Genomic DNA, 24,721 nt, shown 5'->3' with positions numbered 1-24,721 from the left:
TTACGAATTGCAAAAATCATGCTTTATAGCGGATAAATCTACTGACGACTACGAAAGTATTCTTAATAATTTTCTCCGGCCACTATTTTAGGCCAGCTGCCCGGTTTGCAGGTCCGGGTTCGGCTTTTTTCCGATTGACCGGTTGCTAATGTTATTTTAATGTCCTGGTAATGAGAAAAAAGAATATGGTGCTTTATTAGAACTTACCGGGGTAATTCTGCGACAGGAATTTTTTAAATGCGTTAACATCTTTGGTGCTCATCAGCACTCCCAGGTTGCTGTCGGTAATAATTGCAAAAGAGTATTTATTGGCAGGAAGCCAGGGAATAATTTCGCTGGCAGCCAGCTTGCGGGTTTTATCGATATAAGCAATGGCGTCATTGGCATTGGGGAAGGAACCGATCAAAACCAGTTTGTATTCATCATTCACCGCCTGGTTGTTAACCGTTAAGCCCCTGGTCGAATATTGCTCGCGGTTGTAGCGGGTAAACGCATTGCGTGCTTCGTTCACGTAAACGGGATCTACTTTATCCAATACGATAGCAACAAAATGCGGTAATTCTGCATTATTGGTCAATACAAGCGGTTTTGGCGCATCTACTTTCGCTTTCACTGAATCTTTTTTCACTGGTGGCGGCGGCAATTGGGGTACAGCCGGTTTCACTGGTGGCGTAACCGGCTTGTCAACTTTGGCAATAGCTGGCTTAGGTTGTTGCGTTGCTGGCTCAGTAACCGGTGGCTGTTGTGGTTTGGGATCTTTACTGGCCGGCTGTTGATCGGTTTTGGCGACCGGTTGTTGTGGTACCGGATCGGTTTTCGCAACAACAGGCGGTTGTGTTACGGCTGGTTGTTGTGTAACAACAGGTTGTTGCGCTACCGTTGGCGGCGTTACTATAGCAGTTGGTTCGGCCGTGCTGTCTTCAGCCGGGCGTTCAATTTGTAAGTTGGTAAGGTAATCTTCAATTTGTTTGCGACGGCTTAAAACGTCGATCAATGCACGCGCTTTTGCGGCCATGGGTGAATTCGGGAACAGGATGGTGATCTCCTGCAATGATTTTTTGGCCGAATCATCCTGCCGTTGCTTGATGTAATAAACAGATTGAATGTACAGCAACTGGGGTGTCCAGTAATTTTTGTTGTACATACTGTCGGCAACTTTCTTCTGCGCCTGCGCTTCTTCGAAATTGCCTTCAATAAATAAGTTGTAAATATTGTCATACCTACGCGTCATATCCAGCTTCCTGGTACTGTCGGGCGAAACGCCATTGGGATTTGACACGATCTGTTCGAAGTTCGTACCCGGATATTTTTGCTTCAGCTCATTCTGGGCCGCATTGGCTTTTGACGCGTCACCGGTTTTAGTATAGCAATAAGCCAAAAGGAACAAAGCTTCCGGCCGGTGCTTGCTATTAGGGAAACGCGTCAGGAACGCTTCGAGGGTGTTGATGGTAGATTCATAATCTTCCAACCCTTCCAGGTAAGCTTTGCCCAGGCCGAACTGCGCTTTCTCTATAGAATCGTTCGAAATATTTATCTGCTCTGGCGTCAGTGGTAGTGCCTTCAATAATTCTTCGTAGGTGAGTGGGCCTGCCGGCGCTGTGCTTCCGCCTTGTGCCTCATCGAGGTTGGCAGCCACTACGGTCGATTGTTTTATGGCAGCCATGCGTTGCCAGTTATCTACGTTCGGGCGATTACCCCATTGACCTTTAAATTCAGTAAAGCCTTTTCCTTTCAGCGAGGCATTGTAAAAATACCAGTCGCCTTTGGTGGTATTACCAAACATATCGCTGGGGCCGCTGTTATCATTAAACGACAATGGGCCACCAGACACATCGCCCGATGATTCTTCCTTCAACCCCTGTTGTTTGCGTAATTGTTTTATCAGTTTTTTGATATATGCTTCGCGCTCTTCTTCGGGCATGGCGGCAACGCGTTGCAAACTATCTTCCCGGTGCATGGTGGTTTGGCAGGCTACGATCTTTGCAAGCGCTGATTTTAATTTATTCAACGTTGCCAGGTCGGCTATATCGGGATTTATAGTAGTAATGCTATCGTAATACCGTTTGGCATCGGCATAATTCTTTTCTTTAAATGACAGGTCGCCGAGCAACAAAAATGCTTTGGAGCGCACGGAAGGATCATCACCCGGATTGGCGGTTGCCCTAAGCAATAGTATTTTGGCACCGGCTACATTGTTCCGTTCCAGCTCCATTTCGGCAGCGGCATAATAAATAATATCGCGGTAGGCCAGGTAGCGGTCTTTCCGCGCCATCCGCACCAGTTCCTGAATATTCTCCTGGATCACTTTATCGTCGCCTTTATGCTGGCGAATGGCGTTCAGGCGGGCATATACCTCCAGTACCGGGTTCAGCGTACGGCCGACTGTTTTTTCATAATACTTAGCGGCGTCTTCCGATTTTCCGGCTCTTTCGTATAGCTGACCGATGAGGTATTCCCACCGGGCTCTTTCTTCGCGGTTTTCTGCATTATCCAGCGCCAGTTCCAGGTAAATAGCGGCGCTGTCGTAGATCTGCTGTTTGTAGAACCACAGGGCCTGCATTTCGTGCAGGTCGGTCTTCAACCGCTCCGGAAACAGCGGATCATGCTTCAGGGTTTCAATTAATCCGGCCGCTTCGGGCAATTCATCTTTTGCCAGGAAAGTCCTGAGCTGCCAGATGAACGATTCGTTGCGGCTGGGAGGGCGGGTCCAGGCTTTTTTAAGCAGGTTGGTATTTTCTTTGGTAGAAATAGAGAAAGCACTGCCGCCTTCATTGGCGTTGGAACCGATTGGTTTATCGTACCCATCCTTTTCCTTGGGCGAAAAGGCGTAATTGATGTATTGGAAACTGAAATAGGCAGAGTCGAGCACATTCTTGAAATAATAGGCTTCGCCCATCAGCATGTACATATTATCTACCCAACTGTTGCGCAGGTCGTGCAGCAGGATGCCGGCATTGGCCTTGTAAATAACCGAATCGAGCTCTGTTTTGTCTTTTGCGGTTACCTCTAAGCTGTAGTTATAAAAGGAAAGCAGGCGTGAATAATCGTCTTTATGCTGTGCTTTGGCGCGGGCTATAACGTCTTCCAGTTTTTTATTCGCGTTGAAATGATAGTTGAACTTGGTAGTACCGTTCTGGGTGAAGCGGCGAACAACATGGAATTTCCGGTCTTCGGTTTTTTCGGAAGCCAGTTTGCGACTTTCGAACTTTTGAGGCTTTTTCAGGTCAAAAGAAAGCGTGGGCTGCGCAAATAATTTCGGCAGCGATATTATTAAGACAATAATTAATGCAAATATCCTCGTCAAAACCTTTGAATTTCTACCACAAACTAAAATCTTATTAACTGATTTTCAAGAAAAATATTTTGTAAATACGTTAATTTTTATACTCATGACGATCAATTAAAATAACTTATTACCTTTAGCGTTTTGAAACTCTCTCTATGGCTAAATTCGATGCCCAATCTACCCTGAAGCGCTTGCAGAACCGGTACCGGCTGGTAGTGATGAACGACGATACTTACGAAGAGGTTGTGACGTTTAAATTATCCAGACTGAGTGTTTATATTACACTTAGCACCATTTTTGTGTTGCTCACCGGGTTAACGGTGGCGCTCATAGTGTTCACTCCTCTGCGTATGTATATTCCCGGATATGGTGATGTTAACACCATGCGTGAGTTGCGGGAGCTGAAGGTTCGTACCGATTCACTGGAGCAGGCAATGCAGTATAAAGACAGGTACCTAGACAATGTAAAAAGTGTTTTGCAGGGGAATATCAGCGTTAAACTGGATACTACGACGCTTTCTATTCCTCAGCCTGAGAATATTGATGAATAAACCAACCATTCCGTATGTTTAATCAGAAATCCAAATCCGAAACTGCTGGCGAAGTTTCTGCACCCGGAACAGGGGCTGCTACCATTATTGCTGCCGGAACCACATTGAAAGGCGATATTTCCAGCAATGGCGATATTCGTATTGATGGCACCCTTCAGGGGAACATTCAATGCCAGGCCAAAGTAGTTATTGGTTCCAATGGCTCAGTTGATGGAGATATTTCGGGTCAGCAGGCCGACATCATGGGTAAAGTAACCGGCACTATTAAGGTAAAAGAGTTGTTGCAATTGAAAGGCGGAAGTTATGTAAGCGGGAATTTATATGCAGGAAAACTGCAGATAGAGCCCAGCGCCAATTTCAATGGCCAATGCCACATGACAACAGCTACCAATGGCCAGGTGAATGAAGTGGTTGCCGATAAAAAGGCAAAAGAGCTTCAGAAAGCCTGAGACAAAGAACTGGTTACGCGCCCTAATACCTATTGATGCACTATTCGATAACCTTGAAGTTACCGGAAGGGGAGGGTCTTTGCTAAAAAATAGGTTGGTTTATTGGAATACCGATTTTGTTACAAGGTACAAGTTACAGGTTTCAAGGCCCTGAATTTGTGAATCCCGACTGTTAATCAGCATGCTACCTCTGATAGCCCTGAAACTTAAAACTTGCGTTGAGCATCCGGTTCCAACCTTGTCAACTTGTTAACCTGTTAACTTATCAACTATATTTTCATTTCTCATTCTTAATTCCTCATTTCTCATTTCCCCTCTATCTTTGCGGTCCATTTTTTACACAATGACAAATAATTCGGTTTTCAGGGCTTTTCGTCCGTTAATGGTGATCTTTATTGCTACTACTGCGTTGCTGATAACCAATCGTGCCCGGTTAAGCCAATGGGATGCAGATGTGGATGTTTTAATAATCGGTAACCTGGTTTTATTTGCCGCTACTGCCCTTTCATTCTATCTGTTCACCCGTCAACTGAACTCTAAAAACGCGCAGGCTGTTGTGCGTACGGTGTATGGGGGTGTATTGTCGAAAATGGTGGTTTGTCTGTTGACTGTCTTTGTTTATATTAGCGTAGCAGGTAAAGGTGTAAATAAAGCAGGTGTTTTTGGATGTATGTTCCTGTACATGCTTTATACAACCTTTGAGGTTATCGCAGTGATGAAATTGAGCAAGCAAAAAAAGAATGTCTAAGCAGCAGGCGCCTTTAGAATATCTCAGTAAGTTCATTCCCGCAGCGGCCGTACCCCGTGTGCTGGAATACCTGCACCAGTACAAAGTACATTTAACCATCACCCGCGAACGAAAATCAGTATTGGGCGATTACCGCCACGCCACTACGCAAAAAAATCACCGCATCAGTGTAAATGGCAATTTGAATAAGTATGCATTCCTCATCACTTTGATCCATGAACTGGCCCACCTGGTAACGTTCATTCAATTTGGGCATCGGGTATCGCCCCATGGCAGGGAGTGGAAGAACTGTTATGCCCTATTGTTGAGTGACTTTATGGGTAAAGAGATCTTTCCGCCTGTGGTGGAGCAAACGCTTAAACAATCCATGCACGACCTGCCGGCCAGCAGTTGTGCCGATGAAGGGTTGATGCGGGTATTGAAAACGTTCGACCGCGATAACGGCCTCGTAATGGTAGAGCAGTTGCCCGAAGGGCAGTTGTTTGATATTGGCGAAGGCCGCATTTTTAAGAAAGGAAAGAAATTGCGCAAGCGGTTCCAGTGTATTGAAGTAGATACGGGGAAGTTGTATTTGTTCAGCCCGATTTATGAGGTGAAAGCGTGTTGAAAGTTTGTTGTTTGTGGTTTGTTGTTTGTTGTTTGTGGTTGCTTCGCGCTTTGAAGCGCCCGACTCTCTTCAAAAAAAGGTTGTTCAAAACTGATCGGATAAAATACCTGATTAAAGGACAATCAACTAATAACCATACACTATAAACTTTTCAGCATCCATATTCCACAACCGAAGTGACCTGTATTACCCAGCGGCCCATCTAAATACCGGAAGCCAAATTTTTCATATACTAACATCGCTTTGCGCAGTTCGGGCATGGTTTCAAGATACACCTGACGGTAGCCGGTTTCGCTGGCAAACTGCAGGGCTTTTTCTATCAGCGTTCTTCCAATTCCTTTTCCCCGCGCAATGGGCGACAGGTACATTTTCACCAGTTCGCAGGTGGCGGGTGGTAAGCCGGGCGAAGGATAAATACCTGCGCCGCCAATAAGCTGGCCATTTTCTTCCGCTACATAGTAAATACTTCCGGGTTGTTGAAACAGGTCATACAAGGCATCGGTAGTGGCGTCGTAGTAAACGGTACCCGGTTTATTGGCGCCGAATTCGGCCAATGCATTTCTTATAATGATGGCAAGTGACTGGTTATCGGCAGGCTGAATGGTCCTAATGGTAGCAGGTGACATGTTACAAAGGTAACAAGTAAAACGCGGAACACTGAAGGCCGAAGGCTGAACGCGGAAGGCTGAATTCTGCCGAGCGCTAAATGCGGAACGCAAAACGTGAAAGGCAAACACCGAGATGCGGGAAGCGCATGAATCCCGAAGTTCGGTAAAAAGCCTTAAGCGTTATGCCTTAAGCGTTAAACATTATGCGTTCTACGGTAACAACCGGATATACAGTAAGGAGGAAGTATAAACGTAGGGGTGGGGAAGAAAACTTTGTAATCGGGAACAAGTGAGCTGATTCAAAACAACGCTATGCCAACAGGGCCATCAGGCTGTAAATGATCACATAGGTTACAAAGATGAAACCGAAAAATAGTCGTACGGGATTTTTCATTTGCTACAGATTAATCAGGTTAACGAAATGTTTAACTTTTTATTTTGACAAAATTCTATGCCAAACGCCAGTTATCCACAAGAGATAATTACTAATTTTTAGAATTACAGAAAATACGGTGTGTTGCTCGTAACAACACTAAGGGCTGAGTAGAGGTTAATATGGGGCGGTTATAGAAAACACATATCAGTAACAGTAACAGTTGAAATCGCAGCGGCACGTGTGTTTTCCTTATTCGTACTTAAGTATACAAAGATATAATTGTAGGTGAGTTTCGCAATTGTTTACTGCGATTTTAAATATCCACTATGTAATGTGTTGCCGGTAGTAAATGAATGTTTTACGCAAATAGTAAATGTACGAAGAACTTTTATTGTGATTATACGTGGCCTACATGTTTCATCCTAGCGCTTTCTAAATTAATCGCAGATATCGTTCAAGTTATAGTTTCAAAAGCTTTCTAATTTAAAGAAATAGTTACATATTTATATTAGCAACGCAGAAATAAACCTTTTAAATATTTTTGCTGCGCAATCCAACGTTCAATGAAAACCGAAAATAGAAATAATATCAATCCTGTATCTTTTGAAACCAGTGCAACTGAGTTATATTGTAATGTAACAACTAACAATATTTCCCGTCTGGTATCGGCGGGTTTTTTTATGTCCATACCCGTTAGCGATATGGCATTATAAAAACGCGTGTATGGTTAAGGGTATATTCCTAGATGCAAATAAGTTTACCAAGGAGATGAGCGAATAAGAGGGTCGAAAATGAAATAAAAGCAGATAATATTTCGATATTTATATAGTCAAACAGAAAGATATTAAAGTATCCAAAATCCAAAAGAAAAACCAAGTCCAAAGTCCGAAAGAAAAACCAGAACGTATCCCTGTGTAAAACCGTCCAAATGTCCAATGTCCGTAAAAACCAAAATCCATTGTTCCTTTGAAAAAAAAACAGGTCCATCGTCCAATTGAAAAACCAGGATCCATGTCCCTTTGAAAAAAACCAAAAAATCCGAAAGTCCTCTTGAAAACGATCCAGTAATCCTTTGAAAACAGAAACCGTCTCTCAAAAAAAATTGCCCCCGCTTTCCGTAGCGGGGGCATTTGTTTTTATAGAGGAAAGAACCGCAACATAATTAATCAAAATTCATATTTGTGTTGAGCGGCTTTCTTCTATTCTAGCAATATGTTATCTTGTATACTGAATATGCGGCCTGTACTTGTAATATGGTTAAATATAGTGTTGGTATCTACGGCGGTAAGCCAGATCCCGCGCGCCAATTCTGGCCAGTTTCAATATTATGGTGAGGTAGTTGCTGAGAATACAGCCCATTCCATGGAAAGGGCGAAGTCCTTCTTTAATCAACCTTTTTTAGTGCATTGGGATTCAGTGGCCCGGGTTGAAAAGCCGGCCAATATGCTGGTAAAAGGCATTGGGTACATCAATGTAAAAGCCAAACAACATGGCTTATCAACGCCTTCCTTTGTTCCGGTTTCCCTGCACTTCAGCATTGAAATAATAAACGGCAGATACCGCTATACGGTAAATCATTTTGAAGTTATTGATAAAGAAGGCAAGCCTCAATACCCGCTGGAGGACAAGCCTGCTAAGGTAAAATCACTGGTATACGACCAGCTTCTTCAAAACACCCATAAACGCGTAAGCTTTGTAATAGGCTGGCTGAAACGGTATATGAAAGGGGAGGAGTAATGCAGAATGTGCTAATGGAATAAAGCTTCAAGCTGCAAGCCATTAGCTGTAAGCGGAGTAATAATGTTATAATTTGATAATCCTAACTAAAGTCGTGACAAGTTGTGATAACTCGGTAAAGGAATAAGCTGCAAGTGGAGTACCTTCTTCTTTTTTGCTTTCTGCTTTCTTAAAGCTTACGGCTTATAGCTTGCAGCGGTTTTCACGACTCATATTCATGAAAAAAAGCCCCACTCAATGAATGGGGCTAGTGTATATCTTTTAGCTGATTTTCGAATTAAGCTACCGCTTTACCTACCAATGCCGCCGCTTCGCTTAACAGGATGGCTGATTGTACTTTCAGGCCGCTGTCTTCGATCAGTTTTTTAGCTTCTTCGGCATTGGTACCTTGTAAGCGTACGATGATGGGAACGGTGATGTTGCCGATTGATTTGTATGCATCAATAACACCCTGAGCAACCCGGTCGCAACGTACGATACCACCAAAGATGTTGATGAGGATCGCTTTTACTTTCGGGTCTTTTAAAATGATACGGAAACCAGCTTCTACTGTAGTAGCGTTGGCAGTACCACCTACGTCGAGGAAGTTGGCAGGCTCACCACCGCTGAGCTTGATCATGTCCATGGTAGCCATGGCCAAACCGGCGCCGTTTACCATGCAACCTACGTTACCATCGAGTTTTACGAAGTTCAGGTTATATTTACCGGCTTCTACTTCGGTAGGATCTTCTTCACTGATATCACGCAATGCTTCCAGTTCAGGATGACGCATCAATGCGTTGTCATCGAGACCCATTTTACAGTCAACGGCAATGATCTTTTCGTCGGCTGTTTTGAACAGCGGGTTGATCTCGAGCATAGCGCAATCCAACCCAACGTATGCATTATATAAGTTAGTAACGAATTTTACGCAGTTTTTGAACGCCTCGCCTTTCAGGCCCAGGTTGAAGGCAATTTTACGTGCCTGGAAGCCATGTAAGCCGCCGCCGGGGTGAACCCATTCTTTGAAGATCTTGTCGGGGGTATTGTGAGCTACTTCTTCAATGTCCATACCGCCTTCGGTGCTGTACATGATCACATTCTGTCCTTTTGTACGATCGAGCAGAATAGATAAGTAGAACTCTTTTACCGGGTTGGGACCAGGATAATAAACGTCCTGTGCAACCAGTACTTTATTCACCACTTTACCTGCAGCACCGGTTTGAATGGTAACCAGGGTGCCACCCAGTAAATTAGAGGCGATTGTTTTAATTTCTTCGGCACTTTTACCTACTGCCACACCGCGTTGTTCAGTGCCCTGGATCTTGCCCTTCCCGCGACCACCTGCATGAATTTGAGCTTTTACAACCGCGAAGTTGTTGCCAAATTGAACCTTTAAATTCTTATATGCTTCTTCTGCCGCGTCGGCTCTGTCAACCGGTATTCCTTCCTGCACCGGTACATTGTATTTTTTCAGTAATTCTTTTGCCTGGTATTCGTGAAGATTCATGCCGTAAAAAATTTTGGCGAAAATAATGAAAAAAGCTGTTAAGTGTTGAGTTAGTTACCAGTTACCGGCCTCTATTTACGGGAACGATTGCGGGGGAGAGAATAGTTACCGGTTACCAGTTACCGGTTACCGGGGAAACAATTGTTAGTCGCGGGGTGTGACCAGGGAACTGGCACCCGGTACCCGGAAACTCTTATATTTGCACCCGTTTTCAACCAGCGATCAGCCATCAATATTATTAATCATTATGCCCGGAATCATCCAGCAATTACAGGAAACCACAGCCTTTATAAAAAGCAATTATTCCCATACACCCGAAGTGGGCATTGTATTAGGAAGCGGATTAGGAAATTTTGCCCAGGAAATTAAAGTAGAGAAAGAAATTCCATACGATGCTATTCCGCATTTCCCGGTCTCTACTGTAGAAGGCCACCATGGTAAACTGATCTTTGGCGAATTAAGCGGAAAAAAGATCGTGGTAATGGCAGGCCGGTTCCACTTTTATGAAGGGTATACGCCCGAACAGGTGGCCTATCCTATACGCGTAATGAAGCAACTGGGTATCGGGCATTTGCTGTTGTCCAATGCAGCTGGCGGGGTAAACCCGGCGTTTAAAGTGGGCGACCTGATGCTTATTACCGATCATATCAGCTTTAGCACGGTAAATCCGCTGATAGGTAAAAATCTTTCTGAACTGGGACCGCGTTTCCCTGATATGAGTGAGCCTTATTCAAAAGAAATCATAAAAAAAGCCCGCGCCATAGCGGCCGCTTTACAAATAAAAGTACAGGAAGGCGTTTATTTTGGCGTTACTGGTCCAACATTTGAAACAAGGGCGGAATACAAACTGATCCATCGACTGGGTGGTGATGCGGTGGGTATGAGCACCGTACAGGAAGTGATCATAGCAGTGCATATGAATTTGCCTGTGTTTGCGGTTAGCGTAATTACCGATATTGGTATTCGGGAAGAAGATAATATAATAACACATGAAGAAGTGTTGCAGGCGGCCAAAGAAGCAGAACCAAAGCTTACCGCTATTTTCAAACAAATGGTGGCCGAACTGTAATATGCCGGCACTGTCGACGTGCTGACGGCTTTGCTTAGTCAGCACAATTAACTTTCTTATAACCCGTATCGGATTAATAATTATTAATTTGTCGCCTTGTTTAATAATCGTTCATACTTGTTAAGGATCTGGTACATATTTATTGGGACCCTGTTTTTACTCACAGGCTTTGTGAACACAACCAAGGCACAGGATGATCTGCTTCGCAAAGCGCAGGGCCGGTTTAGTGGTATGACCATGGGACAGGGCGGCGGCGATTCCATTGCACACCGTACCGGTCTGGAAGATTCTATTACTATCCGTTTCCGCTATATGGACACCAGCCGGTTACAGGATTTTGATTCAGTATTATACGATTTTACCAAACGCATACCTTTACCCTGGTATCATATTACCCTGGGTAATTTTGGCAACGCTTCCCGCAGCCTGTTATTTACTCCGGAAATGAAAGCAGGTTGGGACCATGGGTTTCATGCCTATGATATTTATAATTTAACGGTGAGCGATGCCCGATTTTATAATACTACCCGGCCTTATGCCGAAATAAATTATATGCTGGGCTCAAAGTCAGAGCAGTTTATTCGCCTGATGCATACCCAGAATTTAAAACCCAACTGGAATATGGCTTTTGAATACCGGCTGATCAATGCGCCCGGGTTTTTCCAAAACCAGAATACCAATCACAATAATTACCGCTTTACTTCCTGGTACCAATCGAAAAACAAGCGATACCAGAATTTCATAGTGATCGTTGGTAACAAACTGCAATCAGGAGAAAACGGAGGCATCCAGGATAATAACTTTTTAGACAGTGCCGGTGGCGCCTATGATGAGCGTTCGAATATTCCCACCAAACTGGGACCCGATCAACCGGGCGGCCGTAATTTTTTCAGCACCAGTATTGCAACCGGTACGTATTATACCAATGCTTCTTATTTAATGCGGCAGCAGTACGACCTGGGACAAAAAGATTCCATGGTTGTAAATGATACTACGGTAATTCCTTTATTTTATCCGCGCCTGCGACTGGAACATACCATTGCGTTGAGCACCTATCATTACCGCTTCAGGGATACTTATGCTGATAGCGTGTATTATGATAGTTTATACGATGCAAAACTCACAAAAAGCAGGGATTCTTTTTTGATCAGGGACCATTGGCGGGAACTGGTGAATGATTTTTCGATCTATACATTCCCTGATGCAAAGAATCCGCAACAATTCCTGAAGCTGGGCGCTTCTTTTCAAACCCTGCAGGGAAGGTTCGATTCGGGTTATGTGGATGTTGTTTCTACCAGTAAAGATTATTATAACTTCTTTGTACACGGCGAATACCGTAACCGTACCCGTAATAAAAAATGGGATATTGAGGCCCTCGGTAATTTTTATGTGACCGGGTTCAATGCCGGAGATTACAACGCATACATCAGCCTGCAACGATTGATCAGCCGGCAGATCGGTTATTTACAGATCGGTTTCCAAAACACGAACCGTACGCCTTCTTTCGTGTTCAACCCGCTCAGTTCATTTTACCTTGATACAGCCGCCAGCCCTATAGATTTTAAAAAAGAAAATACCACTGTTCTTTTTGCATCTTTTGTACAACCCAAATTGAAGCTGAAATTAACAGGACGCTATTACCTGGTTACCAATTATGCGTATTATAACAGTTACTTCCAGGTAGGGCAGGCTTCTACCTTGTTCAATGTATTGCAGGTATCAGCTGAAAAGATCTTCCGGATCGGTGGAAACTGGAACTGGAAAACATGGCTGGTATTACAGCAGCGTATAGGCGACGGCCCGGTAAATATGCCATTGCTTAGTACCCGCAACCAGGTGGGGTACGACGGTTCCCTGGGCTTTAAAAACCTGCGTATTAGTTTTGGCGCCGAAATGCGTTATTTCACTTCGTATAAAGCGCCGCAGTATTCTCCGTTAATAGGACAATACTTTTTCCAGGATGCCGAAAACGTAAGTTTAAAAATGCCGGATATAAGTGCCTACTTACACTTCCGCATTAAAAGCTTTACCGCTTATGTACGTGGTGAAAACCTGAACTCCCTGAAATTCCCGCAGGGTGGATTCCTCAAGAATAATATACCTACCATCAATTATCCCTATCCCGGATTACAGGTACGCGTAGGTATTTTCTGGAGTTTTGTGAATTAATCTCAAATGGCTGGTTCAGCAACACCGGTCGTTTTCTTCCCCTGAAAAATTTTACGATAGCGTTTTAAAATGGCGCTTATCCAAAAACCAATCAATACACCGGGCAGGATCCACAACAGCCAGGTCAACGAGCCTATTTGTACATTCACCACTATAAATGCGGTAACCGTTGCGGAAAAAGCGCCACCCATCCGGCTGCCATGCGTGAAAAACCAATGTTGTTTTTCAGCAGGCCGTTTGTAAAATAAACGAATGTCTTTAAAGCCACTTATTAAACAAGTAAGACCGAATAAAAGCGGCACAGCTCCCCACATGCCCCGTTGAGTGAACCATACATAGCTGAACGCAACCAGTGCCAATCCGGAAACTATCCCTATGATGTTGATGGTCCAGTCTAAAAAAGCAGGTTGCTGCTGCGCATGCACTTTTTTAAGATATAAGACCCGGTATCCTGAGCAGGCCAGGTAATAACTAAAAAAGCCTACCATGAACAGGAAGGGAATGTTTTTGGCGATGGAAATGAACGTAGCCGTAATAAATACCCCCGTCATGCCCGCAAAGAAAATTTTACCGGTAAGGCGATGTTGCCGCGCCCCTTTTTTGTTGAGCATGGAAATCAGCCCACAGGCTAATGAAATAAAACCACTGATGATGTGCAGAATGAGCATAATTTTTAACAGGCTGGTCATACGATTGTGTTTTAATATAACAGACAAACCGTTTTGTTGTCTATTGCAAAAATGCCTGTATATCAGTGCGTTTTCCAAATGCAAGGGGTGAATAGCAAGGATTTGGGACAGAATGAAGGTTGCCGGGTACTGGTTACCAGTTGCCAGGGGCGTGATGCAAGGTTCCTGGGCCTGGATTGGAGAAATTGAATTATAGTTTGAGTTTATGACTAAAACCCTGGAACCTGTACCCTGAAACTTGTAACTGCATTTTATTTCACGCTTTGCTGTTGAGTTAATACTTCAGTAAGTTTAGCATTAAAATTGCGCGAAACGGGGATCACTTCCGCCACATCTTTCAAATGCAGTTTGTACCCCTGGGCATTTCCGCTCACATGTTCTGCTACCGCCAGGTTTACAATGTATGCCCGGTGACACCGGAAAAATTGCGGGAAAGGGGATAGTACCCCCTCAGCTTTCCGCAGGGTATTGCGTAAGAGGTGGGATGCCAATTTATTTTCCTGTAAAAAATAAATGCGCATGTAATTGTCTGCAGATGTGATATACCTGATGTCGGCAGCCGCCACGGTAAATTGCTCTTTTCCATTTTCGCTCTCAAATACAATGGCAGCCGGCAAGTGCGTTGTTTCCTGGGAGATGCTTTGAGGTTGGTGCAATTGTTCATCGAGCCGGGTGGCGCCGGCCTGGTATTTCTTTAATAAGCGTTGTTGCTTTAATAAAACATTTAACCATAGCGGAAAAATACCAACCACGAATGTGATCCATAAAAACGTGAACAGGGTATGCAACGATAATGGTACACCGTAAAGCCAATGGGTCAACAACCAGTTACCTATGGTAATTGGAACAAGGTGCCAGCACATGTGCAGCAATTCTTTACCAACCGTCCATTTTTCTTCGCGGTAAACGGCCGGAAAAAGCCCGGGAAGCAGAAATGAATTTACCGTAGTTGAGATAAATGTGACCAGTCCATATAAGGCAGCATGAAAGCTGCGGGTAAGAAAGGGTAACTCATCGAGGCCAAAGGGTTGTAGCAGCACCAGGATCAGAAATACACATAATGCGGCATAAAAAGTATACCGGAATGTGTGACGCGAAGGCGTATCTAGCGGAAAAGGACGACGTAATATCATAAAATATTGAATGTTAAATGTCCAATATTGAATGTTGAAGTTGAATCCAAATGCCCGAAATTAATACCTTACTTCTACATTCGATATTTAATATTCGATATTCGATATTCGGGGCTGTTTTGTACATTTGACAAGTGAAAAAGGCCGTTGCCATATTCTTTGTGAGTATTTATATGCTGTCGTTCGCAGAACTACACCAGTTTTTGCGAATGCCGGTATTGATACAACATTTTGTAGAGCACAGGCATCAGGACCCTTCTATCTCTTTACTTTCTTTTTTAAGCCAGCATTACATTCATCAGTATGTGAAAGACGAGGATTACCAACACGATAAGGAATTGCCTTTCCGTCATACCGATTGTTGTGTAACCAATGCCAATATTTGTTGTGAATGTCCGGCTAATGCCTTCATTGAATGGCCGGTACGCACAACCGAAATAAAGAATGAGTTTATTCTTACCGATGAAGATAACCACTCCTTACTTTCAGTAGCAGATATCTTTCAACCTCCCCGTTGCGCTTAGAACTATAGCTGTTTTAATTTATTGAACGAAGTAGAGTGTTGTTGAATCAGCATCACCCTATGTTTATTTCGTATTGGTCCCCAATCAGGCAAAGTGCATACTTAGGCGATGCATGATTGTATACAGGTATATACCGTATGCAATGCATGTTGCTTATAGCATGCATGCACTTTGTACAAAAAGCATTTCATGATCCATTCAATCATTCGTTTTTCAATAAAGAATAAGCTGGTCATCGGTTTATTTATCCTGGGGCTTATAATATGGGGCGGTTATTCGGTAACCCGGCTACCCATTGATGCAGTGCCAGATATCACCGATAACCAGGTACAGGTGATCACTACGTCGCCATCATTGGGAGCGCCCGATGTAGAACGGTTGATCACTTTCCCCATTGAGCAGGTAAATAGCAATATACCCGGCCTTAAGGAGATCAGGAGTTTTTCGCGGTTTGGCTTGTCGGTAGTAACCATTGTTTTTAATGATAATATCGATGTATACTGGGCCCGGCAACAAATAACCGAGCGGCTGCAGCAGGTGCAAAGCCAGATACCTGAGGAACTAGGCAAACCCGAACTGGGGCCTGTTACAACAGGTTTGGGCGAAATATACCAGTATGTGGTGCGACCGAAAAAGGGTTATGAGCAGCAATACGATGCCATGCAATTGCGTACCATCCAGGACTGGATCATTCGCCGGCAATTGTTAGGTACGCCCGGTGTGGCAGATGTGGCCAGCTTTGGCGGACTGTTGAAGCAATATGAAATAGGCGTGAATTCGTCACGGCTTAAATCGTATAACCTTACGATGGACGATGTATTCAGTGCCCTGGAAAAAAACAACCAGAACACCGGCGGCGCTTACATTGAAAAAGGACCCGCCGTGTTGTTCATCCGCAGCGAAGGATTAATAACCAGTGAGCAGGACATTGCTAACATCGTAGTGAAAATGACAGACACGGGTATCCCGGTGCTGATGCGCGATGTAGCATCTGTACATATGGGCAGCGCTACCCGCTATGGAGCGCTAACGTATAATGATAAAGGTGAAGTAGCCGGTGCGGTGGTGATGATGTTGAAAGGAGAAAATTCATCGGCTGTTATCAAGCGGGTAAAGGAAAAAGTGAAGCAGATCCAGCAAACATTACCGGAAGGGGTGGTGCTGGAACCGTTTCTCGATCGCACAAAAATGGTGAACCAGGCCATTGGTACGGTTGAAACGAATTTGATTGAAGGCGCATTGATCGTGGTGTTTGTACTGGTGCTGTTTTTGGGTAACCTGCGGGCCGGACTTGTAGTGGCGTCTGTTATTCCCTTATCGATGCTGTTCGCCATTATATTGATGAATGTGTTTGGCGTAAGCGGTAATCTGATGAGCCTGGGTGCTATTGACTTCGGATTGATCGTAGATGGCGCGGTGATCATTGTAGAAGCTGTGATGCATCGCTTAAGTCATTCGCGGCATTTTGCTGCGGTGAACCGGCTTAACCAAAGCACCATGGATGAAGAAGTGCAGCAAAGTGCATCGAAGATGATGAACGCCGCCATCTTTGGACAGATCATTATCCTGGTTGTTTACCTGCCTATTTATTCTTTACAGGGCATTGAAGGAAAAATGTTCCGGCCTATGGCGCAAACGGTAACCTTTGCTTTACTGGGGGCTTTCCTGCTGTCGTTCACATACGTGCCGATGATGACATCCCTGTTCCTAAGCAAAAAGTTATCGCACAAAAAAAGTATCAGCGACCGCATGATGGCGTGGCTGGAAAAAGCATATCAGCGTGCGCTTGTACAAATGCTTCGCTTTCCTAAAACAATTATTGGCGGCTGTGTACTGTTCCTGGCTGCCAGTCTGTTTATTTTTACCAAACTGGGCGGAGAATTTATTCCTGAGCTGGAAGAGGGCGATTTTGCCGTAGAGACGCGGATATTGACGGGCAGCAACATTCATACATCGGTGAGCACATTAACCAGGGCCGCCCATATTTTAAAGAGCCGTTTTCCCGAAGTGCAAAAAGTAGTAGGTAAGAACGGCAGTAGTGAAATACCTACCGACCCTATGCCCATTGAGGCCAGCGACTTGATGATAATACTGAAAGACAAAAGGGAGTGGACCAGCGCCCGCACTTTTGATGAACTGGCGGAAAAAATGCGGGTAGCCTTGCAGGATATTCCCGATGCCACGTTCGGTTTTCAGTACCCGGTGCAAATGCGGTTTAATGAGTTGATCAGCGGGGCCAAGCAGGATGTAGTGTGCAAGATCTTTGGCGAAGACCTGGATACACTGTCGCAATACGCCAATAAACTGGGTTCTATAATAAATGGCGTTAAAGGCGCAACTGATCTGTATGTAGAAACAGTGACCGGCACACCACAAATACTGGTCAGTTACAACAGAACGGCTATTGCGCATTACGGGTTGAATATTTCAGCTATTAACCGGGTCGTGAATACCGCTTTTGCGGGGCAAAGCGCCGGCCTGGTGTATGAAGGTGAACGACGGTTTGACCTGGTTGTGCGGTTGGAGGATAACCAACGCCAGGATGTAACCGATGTACAGAATTTGTTGATTCCTACGCCCAAAGGCGCGCAGATACCGTTGAGCCAGGTAGCTGCCGTAGCCATAAAGGAAGGACCTAATCAAATACAGCGCGAAGATGCCAAACGGCGGATCATTGTGGGGTTCAATGTGCAGGGCAGGGATGTTGAAAGCATTGTTGAAGAACTGGATAAAAAGATAAAGCAGCAAGTGCATCTGCCAGCGGGGTATTACATCGATTATGGCGGCCAGTTCCAGAATTTAACAGAAGCACAGGCACGGTTGTCTATTGCCGTACCGGTAGCCCTATTGCTGATACTGGTAATGTTGTATTTCGCATTTGGTAAGGTGAGGTACGGGTTGCTGATTTTCTCCGCTATTCCCTTATCTGCTATTGGCGGTATTCTGTTCTTATGGATGCGGGGCATGCCATTCAGCATTTCGGCAGGCATTGGTTTTATTGCCCTGTTTGGCGTAGCCGTATTGAACGGCATTGTATTGATTGCTGAATTCATTCGTTTAAAACATCAGGGTATACACGATATTAAACAAATTATTATGGAAGGAACACGTGTACGGCTGCGCCCGGTTTTGATGACCGCGTCAGTAGCCTCACTTGGTTTTTTACCAATGGCCTTAAGCCATGGGCCCGGCGCCGAAGTGCAACGACCACTGGCTACGGTTGTTATTGGCGGATTGATCACCGCAACTTTTCTTACCCTGGTTGTATTACCGGTGTTGTATATGTGGTTCGAAAAGCGCATGCCTTCAATAAAGGGTACAACCAAAGTAGCTGGAATAATTATTTTGCTGGGGTTGTGTCAACCGGCTTTTTCGCAAACACCTGCTGCCCGTAAAATGCCACTGGAACAAATGTTACAACAAGCCAATTCCAATAATTTGTCGTTACAAGCCAGCAAATCGGGCGTTGGCTATTGGCGGCAATTGCAAAACGCTACCACCGAACTACCACGAACGCAGGTGGGTGCAGAGTATGGCAACGTAAACAGTTTTCAAAATGATACCCGTTTTTATATTAATCAATCATTTGAACTGCCGGTCGTATACCGGCGGCAAAAAGAACTGTACCAGGCACAGGAGCAGGCGGTAACAAAACAGGTAGCGTTAAAACAACAGGAGTTGCATAAAGCTGTAAAGACCGTTTTTTATAACATGGTTGATCTGCTGGAACGGCAACAACTGCTATTGCGGCTTGATTCTATTTATAGCCGTTTCCTGAACGCCGCCACCTTGCGGTTAAAGACGGGCGAAAGCACTATGCTGGAAAAAAGCAATGCCGAAGCCCAGATACAACAATTGAAGCTGCAACAGGAACAGGTAAAAGCTGATCTGCGTATTGAACAGCAACAACTGCAGTGGTTACTGAATACCCGCGATAACCTGTTACCAGAATACCAGGCCTTGCAAAAAAAACATGAATGGACAACAGATACCACGGCCATTACCAGTCACCCCGCCGTGCAGGCACAACAACAACAGGTAAAAGTACACGCGGCGCAAACCAATATAGACAAGGCAAGGCTTACCCCCGGATTTACAGTTGGCTATAGTAACCAATCCATCATCGGGTACCAGACAAAAGATGGCATAGATCAGCAATACTATGGGGCAGGAGATCGCTTTCATATTTACCAGTTATCTGTTGCATTGCCTTTATTTAATAAAGCGGTGAAGTCACGTATAAAAGCAGACCAGGTTCAGGAAGAAACGGCCCGTATGGAAGTGGCCGCTACCAGTCAATACCTGGTAAATCAATGGCAGCAATTGAACGAGGCCCATAAGAAATACGCTGAACAGGTTCGGTATTATGAAACGAGCGGCTTGCAGCAAGCAGCGCTGATCACCCGTAATGCCCGCCTGGGTTTTGAAAAAGGTGATGTTAGTTATGTGGAGTGGACGTTGCAAATGAACAATGCCGTGCGTATTGAATTGAGTTACCTGGAAGCGGTGCATGCTCTGAACAATACCATTATAGAACTGGAATACTTAACCGGAAAATGATCACGAAATGAAGAAACTGTTTATATATATAGCTGTTCTGTTTTTATCAGCATCCTGCTCTTCCCCTTCAGAAAAAGCGATTGAAGCGGAAACGCCAGCCGAAGAGAATGCGGCGACCTTAACTGATGCACAGGTTAAAAATGCCGGTATTGAAACCGGAAACGTGCAATCGCAAAACCTGAACGATGTATTAAAAGTGAATGGGGTAGTGGATGTGCCGCCGCAGAATATTGTATCGGTAAGCTTTCCCCTGGGTGGTTATCTTAAAAATACGACGCTGCTGCCTGGGATGCATGTGAACAAAGGACAGGTAATAGGCCTCATTGAAGACCAGGGACTGGTTCAACTGCAGCAGGATTACCTGATGGCACAGGCCCGTTTACATTTTTTGCAACAGGAATATGACCGGCAAAAGGAATTGAGCGAACAGCAGGTAAGCTCCGCCAAGACCTTTCAACAGGTGCAGGCTGATTTTGCCGCACAGAAAGTGCAGGTAAAAGGATTGGCGGAAAAACTGCGGCTGATAAATATTAATCCGGGTTCGTTAACGGAGAATAACATCTCCCGCAGTGTGCCCATGTATTCGCCCATTAATGGCTTTGTATCGAAAGTGAATGTAAATATTGGCAAGTTTGTAAACGCTACCGATGTATTGTTTGAACTCATTAATCCCGATGACATTCATGCCGCGCTTACCGTTTTTGAAAAAGACATGCCTAAAATAAAGGTAGACCAGTTGGTGAAAGTATCTTTTGTTGATGAGCCTGGTAAAGAATACGATTGTGAAGTGATACTGGTTACCCGCAACGTAGATGCCAACCGTAGCGGCATCATTCATTGCCATTTTAAAACGAGGCCCAAAAACCTGTTACCCGGCATGTTTTTGAATGCATCCATCCATATTGAAAATGTACCGTCGCTTACCGTGCCGGAAGATGCCGTAGTGCGCTATAGCAACCAGCAATATATTGTGCAGGTAACAGGTAAGAACCATTTTCAACTGGTGAATGTAGAGACGGGCCTGCGTGAAAATGGGCGGGTGGCCGTAAGTTCAACCTCCACTGAGTTATCAGGCATGCAGGTGGTGACTAAAAATGCGTATGCAGTACTGGGTAAGATGAAGAATACTGAAGAGGAAGAATAACAGGGCCTGAGCGAAGTCGAAGGCATGGGCTGCAACACTGAGCGTAGTCGAGGTGTTGCAGCTCGACTACGCTCGATGCCTTAAAACAGATCCTTCGACTACGCTCAGGATCGTTAAATTCTGTAATCCTCTCTTACCGGTGAAAAGGCATCTAAAACCTTCACTGCTGTACGGGCGTAGGCGCTGTGCGGTACATTTCCCGGAATAACATGCACCATGCCGGGCATGAGCAACATTTTTTCACCCCCAATAACCATTTCCAGTTCTCCTTCGAGGATATAGGTTATTTGTTCATGCGGATGGCTGTGCTCGGGCAATTGTGATCCTGGTTTAATATCTACGAATGACAGCGTTATATTTTCGCCATGTACAAACCGGCCGTATAATCCAGGTACGATCTCTTTGCCTTTTACGTCATCGAGGTGTTGCATAAATATGTTTTTAAATAGAATGATTATCGTTCAATAAAACAAACGCTGCCGCCAACCCATTGTTTATTTTTATTAAAATTTACCCCGATCATTTTGCCTTTGCTTAACCGGGCCAGGTTGATAACCGGTTGAGGGCGGTCCCAGCCGTTTTTCCAGACATACATAATCCGGATCTCTGCTTTGGCCGGTTCGTCGGGCGTTTCAATGATACTGGCATATTGCACTTTCCGTTGTAAGATCCAGTTGTGCGGGTCGGATATTTTTTCAATGTCTTCCGGCGTTACATCAATCAGCACGCCCTGGCCAGCAAATGAGAACAGCGGTTTTAATACATAATTCTCCAGGTTGGCCGGTAATTGTTTTATTTCGTTCAGGAAATAAGTAGCAGGCACGTACGGGTGATGCAGGAATGGCAACGTGTACTTGCTGATGCGGTAAAACCAATTGGGATGCGGCACCCATTGCACGTTCAGCTCCTGCGTAATATCAGTATATTTTCCCAATGTATCTTTCTTTGCCTGCAGTTCATCGAATATAACGCGGTTGTAAATGCGCTTTACGGGTGTTTTTTTACCGGCGCGCATATAGTACAGGTCTTTTCCTTCCTGTATCAGTTCGGTGATGCAAACAGGTTGAATGCCCAGGTATTCCTGGGTGCAATAAAAATCGATCCGCGTTTTTTGCTCGTGTGGTTTTATTTCCAGCAGAATGGTATGCTCAACCGGCTCATCTCCGATAATTACTTCTTTTAACAACTGCAGGTACGTATCACGGGTATGGCCGTTCAGGTACTGGCTGTAATTATCCGGGATGGAAAAATATTTTCTGTACAGATCGGGATAATATACCTGGAAACCAAACAGGGAAGGGAAGCCCTGCATTTCAATTAACCGCGGTTCAGGCTCCTGCTGCTCATTGAGACAAACGCCAAAATCAAAAGCGATCATTTCACACCGGTTGCTTTCATTGGGAACGCGTTCGTTTTTTGGGATGGATGCCTCGGTAATTTGTTTAAATGCCGGATCGGTGATCACATCAATGATGTGCTCGCAGGCATCTATCATTTGTTGGGCAAACTGTTTATCGGCAAATACCGGTGTTTCTGATAATCTGAATTCAATGGCGCCGGGATATTTATTGTTAAGGTCTTTTGAAAATGCTTCGTATTGTTGATCGGTAAAAGATTCATTAAATGCTTTCCGTAAACCGGGAACCATGCTACTATTGTTTTGAAACTGAAGATACAAAGAAGTTTCAGGATGCCTGTTAACAGTTACCAGTTACCGGGTTCCGGTTACCAGGACTTGAATCCCGATCACTCTGCAGATCGTCGGGGTCTCAAATTTTTTGCCCGGTTACTGGGAACCGGTAACCGGTAACAGCGACATTCACGTTTCACGATACAAGCTTGTTACTTTTCGTGACGCTTCAATCGCCATATTCAGGAAGTTAGGCAGAATATGCGAGTACGTATATAAAATTTTATCAGGGTCATTGAGTTGTTCGATCATGGATTGCCATTTTTCAATCCCATGGTTCTTGATGACCATTTGTTTTTTATCGTCGCGTTGCAGGTAACGGCTCATGCCGGGCGCATCAGCTTCGGGATGAAACTGAGTGCCCACCATATAGTCATTGAACCGGAAACCCATAATGGCCCGCTCAAGCGGCACGTGCGGCCGTTCCTTTTCTATAGCCAGGATAGCAACACCTGTGCGATTGAGTTGTTGGTGATCGGGTTCTATAACCTGGTAATTGCGGCTGTCTACTGCATAAAAGGGATCTTGCAATCCGGCAAAAACCGGTTCTTCTTTTCCGGCAGGCAACATATGCACGGGAAAAACGCCAAAAGCGGTGGACTTACGTTTGGTTACTTTGGCCACCCTGAAATATTGCACAGCGAGTTGAAAGGAATGACAAATGAAATACACATGCTTTTTAGGTCCGTGGGCGCTTTTGTTATATTGCTCCAGTTCATAGATCCACTCAAAATACAGGCGTTCCCATTCGTGGCCACTGACGACCGGTGAGCCGGGCCCACCGGAAGATATATATATATCGTAATGTAAATCAGGCAACTGGCATTTAAGCCGTACGTCAAATTCTTTGCATACCAGGTTTAAACCATGGGCTTTACTATATTGGTGCAGAATGTCCCTTATGCATCGCATTCCCTCATTTACCTGCCCTTCATACAGATCAAGAAGGGCTACCCGTATGGTAGTTGGTTTAGTCATAGTAAAGTAAAGCTGCAAACATAACGCATTTTATACGATGTCATTGTCTGCAGCCTTATCAATAAATAACAAATAAACAGGGAAATTGTTAGGGCATACCGTTCATTACTTCACCAGCACCTTCATCATTTCTTCGGCAACAAACAGGTTGCCTTTCTCATTCAGGTGAACGCCGTCTGAAGTCAGGATCCCTCTGTCTTTATTTTCTGCATTATTGGCCAGGTTATAGGCCAGGAAACCTTTGCGAAGGTCAACCAGCGGACAATTGTTTTTTACTGCAATGCTGCGAATGATATTGGCATATTTATTCAGGTCGCCATCCAGTTCATTGGAGAAATCTGTTTTTTCACCAATGGCGGCAGGTGTGCACATTACAACCTTAATATTTTTTGCCTGTAGTTTTTTGATAATGGCATTGTAGAATTGTTCAAACTTGGGCGCATCGGTACCAGTACCATTTCTTTTATGCCAAACGTCATTTACGCCAACCCAGATCACTACGGTATTGGGATTTTTTGCCAGTACATCATCTTCCATTCTTAAATAAAGATCATACACTTTATTGCCGCTGATACCGGCGCCTACTAATTCGTATTGGTCCTTTAATCCTTTTTGCTCTACCAGGTTGCCTAACACGGTTATATAGCCGTTAGGCGATACGCCGGCTTGTGTAATGGAATCACCAAAGAAAACAATACGTTGTTTTTGCTGCATACCGGTAAAGCTTACTAATGTAATGGCGATAAAGGAAATGTACAAAAGCAATCTCATTTGTAATAAGTTTAGAAGTAAAAGTGTGCAAAATATGACTCTGTAAACGGCAGCGAATCTAATCACAAATTTTTATATCTATTGAGTCTGGTTGGCGTTTTTTGCACATTAAATGCCTGTACAGGCTTTGTGGATCAAGTACA

The 24,721-nt window shown here is 44.5% G+C and carries 19 protein-coding genes; 10 read left to right on the top strand and 9 right to left on the bottom strand.

Translation table 11 applies throughout. From position 1 onward, the window contains the following. Positions 1-196 precede the first annotated feature (196 nt). A complete protein-coding gene (gene porW, locus FAM09_RS00780) occupies positions 197-3,304 on the bottom strand; it encodes a type IX secretion system periplasmic lipoprotein PorW/SprE (protein ID WP_136575175.1) in 3,108 nt (1,035 codons plus the stop codon). A 137-nt stretch (positions 3,305-3,441) separates the two neighbouring features. Here porW and FAM09_RS00775 point away from each other — a divergent pair, with 137 nt between their 5' ends. The 4 genes from FAM09_RS00775 (at position 3,442) to FAM09_RS00760 (ending at position 5,641) form a co-directional block, all read left to right on the top strand. Next, positions 3,442-3,837, top strand: a complete 396-nt coding sequence (locus FAM09_RS00775) for a hypothetical protein (protein ID WP_136575174.1) — start codon at positions 3,442-3,444, stop codon at positions 3,835-3,837. A 14-nt stretch (positions 3,838-3,851) separates the two neighbouring features. Beyond that, entirely contained in the window at positions 3,852-4,286 is a 435-nt protein-coding gene (locus FAM09_RS00770; RefSeq protein ID WP_136575173.1) for a bactofilin family protein, read from the top strand. A gap of 343 nt (positions 4,287-4,629) precedes the next feature. Then, positions 4,630-5,034 (top strand): hypothetical protein, encoded by a 405-nt coding sequence (locus FAM09_RS00765; protein WP_136575172.1) that lies wholly within the window; start codon positions 4,630-4,632, stop codon positions 5,032-5,034. Beyond that, positions 5,027-5,641, top strand: coding sequence for a SprT-like domain-containing protein (locus FAM09_RS00760; RefSeq protein ID WP_136575171.1), 615 nt, complete (start codon positions 5,027-5,029; stop codon positions 5,639-5,641). Before FAM09_RS00765 ends, FAM09_RS00760 begins: the two co-directional genes overlap by 8 nt. A 140-nt stretch (positions 5,642-5,781) precedes the next feature. Here FAM09_RS00760 and FAM09_RS00755 read toward each other — a convergent pair whose 3' ends face one another. Then, complete coding sequence (locus tag FAM09_RS00755) at positions 5,782-6,267, bottom strand: GNAT family N-acetyltransferase (RefSeq protein ID WP_136575170.1); 486 nt, start codon at positions 6,265-6,267, stop codon at positions 5,782-5,784. 1,570 nt (positions 6,268-7,837) lie between these two features. Between FAM09_RS00755 and FAM09_RS00750 the strand changes: the two genes are divergently transcribed. Beyond that, entirely contained in the window at positions 7,838-8,362 is a 525-nt protein-coding gene (locus FAM09_RS00750; protein WP_136575169.1) for a hypothetical protein, read from the top strand. Between the two features lie 277 nt (positions 8,363-8,639). Here the strand turns inward: FAM09_RS00750 and sucC are convergent, their stop codons facing one another. After that, the gene (gene sucC / locus FAM09_RS00745; RefSeq protein WP_136575168.1) at positions 8,640-9,851 is read right to left on the bottom strand and encodes an ADP-forming succinate--CoA ligase subunit beta; all 1,212 of its coding nucleotides are present in this window, start codon (positions 9,849-9,851) and stop codon (positions 8,640-8,642) included. 247 nt (positions 9,852-10,098) lie between these two features. On the opposite strand from sucC, the gene FAM09_RS00740 reads away from it, so the two are divergent. Together FAM09_RS00740 and FAM09_RS00735 are read left to right on the top strand one after the other, a co-directional pair. Further along, the gene (locus FAM09_RS00740; RefSeq protein WP_136575167.1) at positions 10,099-10,920 is read left to right on the top strand and encodes a purine-nucleoside phosphorylase; all 822 of its coding nucleotides are present in this window, start codon (positions 10,099-10,101) and stop codon (positions 10,918-10,920) included. A 171-nt stretch (positions 10,921-11,091) separates the two neighbouring features. Then, positions 11,092-13,089 carry a putative porin gene (locus tag FAM09_RS00735; protein WP_136575166.1) on the top strand — a complete coding sequence of 666 codons (1,998 nt, stop codon included), beginning with the start codon at positions 11,092-11,094 and terminating at the stop codon, positions 13,087-13,089. Positions 13,090-13,091: 2 nt separating this feature from the next. On the opposite strand, the gene FAM09_RS00730 is transcribed toward FAM09_RS00735, so the two are convergent. Continuing rightward, positions 13,092-13,778, bottom strand: a complete 687-nt coding sequence (locus FAM09_RS00730) for a hypothetical protein (RefSeq protein ID WP_136575165.1) — start codon at positions 13,776-13,778, stop codon at positions 13,092-13,094. 251 nt (positions 13,779-14,029) lie between these two features. Continuing rightward, positions 14,030-14,911, bottom strand: a complete 882-nt coding sequence (locus FAM09_RS00725; RefSeq protein ID WP_136575164.1) for a LytR/AlgR family response regulator transcription factor — start codon at positions 14,909-14,911, stop codon at positions 14,030-14,032. Between the two features lie 134 nt (positions 14,912-15,045). Here FAM09_RS00725 and FAM09_RS00720 point away from each other — a divergent pair, with 134 nt between their 5' ends. The 3 genes from FAM09_RS00720 (at position 15,046) to FAM09_RS00710 (ending at position 21,139) form a co-directional block, all read left to right on the top strand. Further along, a complete protein-coding gene (locus tag FAM09_RS00720) occupies positions 15,046-15,435 on the top strand; it encodes a hypothetical protein (RefSeq protein WP_136575163.1) in 390 nt (129 codons plus the stop codon). A 189-nt stretch (positions 15,436-15,624) separates the two neighbouring features. Next, positions 15,625-19,995 (top strand): CusA/CzcA family heavy metal efflux RND transporter, encoded by a 4,371-nt coding sequence (locus FAM09_RS00715; RefSeq protein WP_136575162.1) that lies wholly within the window; start codon positions 15,625-15,627, stop codon positions 19,993-19,995. Between the two features lie 7 nt (positions 19,996-20,002). Further along, positions 20,003-21,139 carry an efflux RND transporter periplasmic adaptor subunit gene (locus FAM09_RS00710; protein WP_136575161.1) on the top strand — a complete coding sequence of 379 codons (1,137 nt, stop codon included), beginning with the start codon at positions 20,003-20,005 and terminating at the stop codon, positions 21,137-21,139. Positions 21,140-21,252: 113 nt separating this feature from the next. On the opposite strand, the gene FAM09_RS00705 is transcribed toward FAM09_RS00710, so the two are convergent. From FAM09_RS00705 to FAM09_RS00690, 4 genes are all read right to left on the bottom strand, one after another. Next, a complete protein-coding gene (locus FAM09_RS00705; protein ID WP_136575160.1) occupies positions 21,253-21,570 on the bottom strand; it encodes a cupin domain-containing protein in 318 nt (105 codons plus the stop codon). A gap of 23 nt (positions 21,571-21,593) precedes the next feature. Further along, positions 21,594-22,787: a circularly permuted type 2 ATP-grasp protein gene (locus FAM09_RS00700; RefSeq protein ID WP_136575159.1), complete on the bottom strand. Its 1,194-nt coding sequence runs from the start codon at positions 22,785-22,787 to the stop codon at positions 21,594-21,596. A 171-nt stretch (positions 22,788-22,958) separates the two neighbouring features. Further along, positions 22,959-23,807, bottom strand: a complete 849-nt coding sequence (locus FAM09_RS00695; protein ID WP_136575158.1) for a type 1 glutamine amidotransferase — start codon at positions 23,805-23,807, stop codon at positions 22,959-22,961. A gap of 105 nt (positions 23,808-23,912) precedes the next feature. After that, positions 23,913-24,578 (bottom strand): SGNH/GDSL hydrolase family protein, encoded by a 666-nt coding sequence (locus tag FAM09_RS00690; RefSeq protein ID WP_136575157.1) that lies wholly within the window; start codon positions 24,576-24,578, stop codon positions 23,913-23,915. Positions 24,579-24,721 lie beyond the last annotated feature (143 nt).

The organism is Niastella caeni (assembly GCF_004834005.1).
GTDB classification, from domain to species: Bacteria; Bacteroidota; Bacteroidia; order Chitinophagales; family Chitinophagaceae; genus Niastella; species Niastella caeni.
The sequence above is the reverse complement of the archived record's forward strand: the minus strand, read 5'-3'. Positions and strand labels throughout refer to the sequence as shown.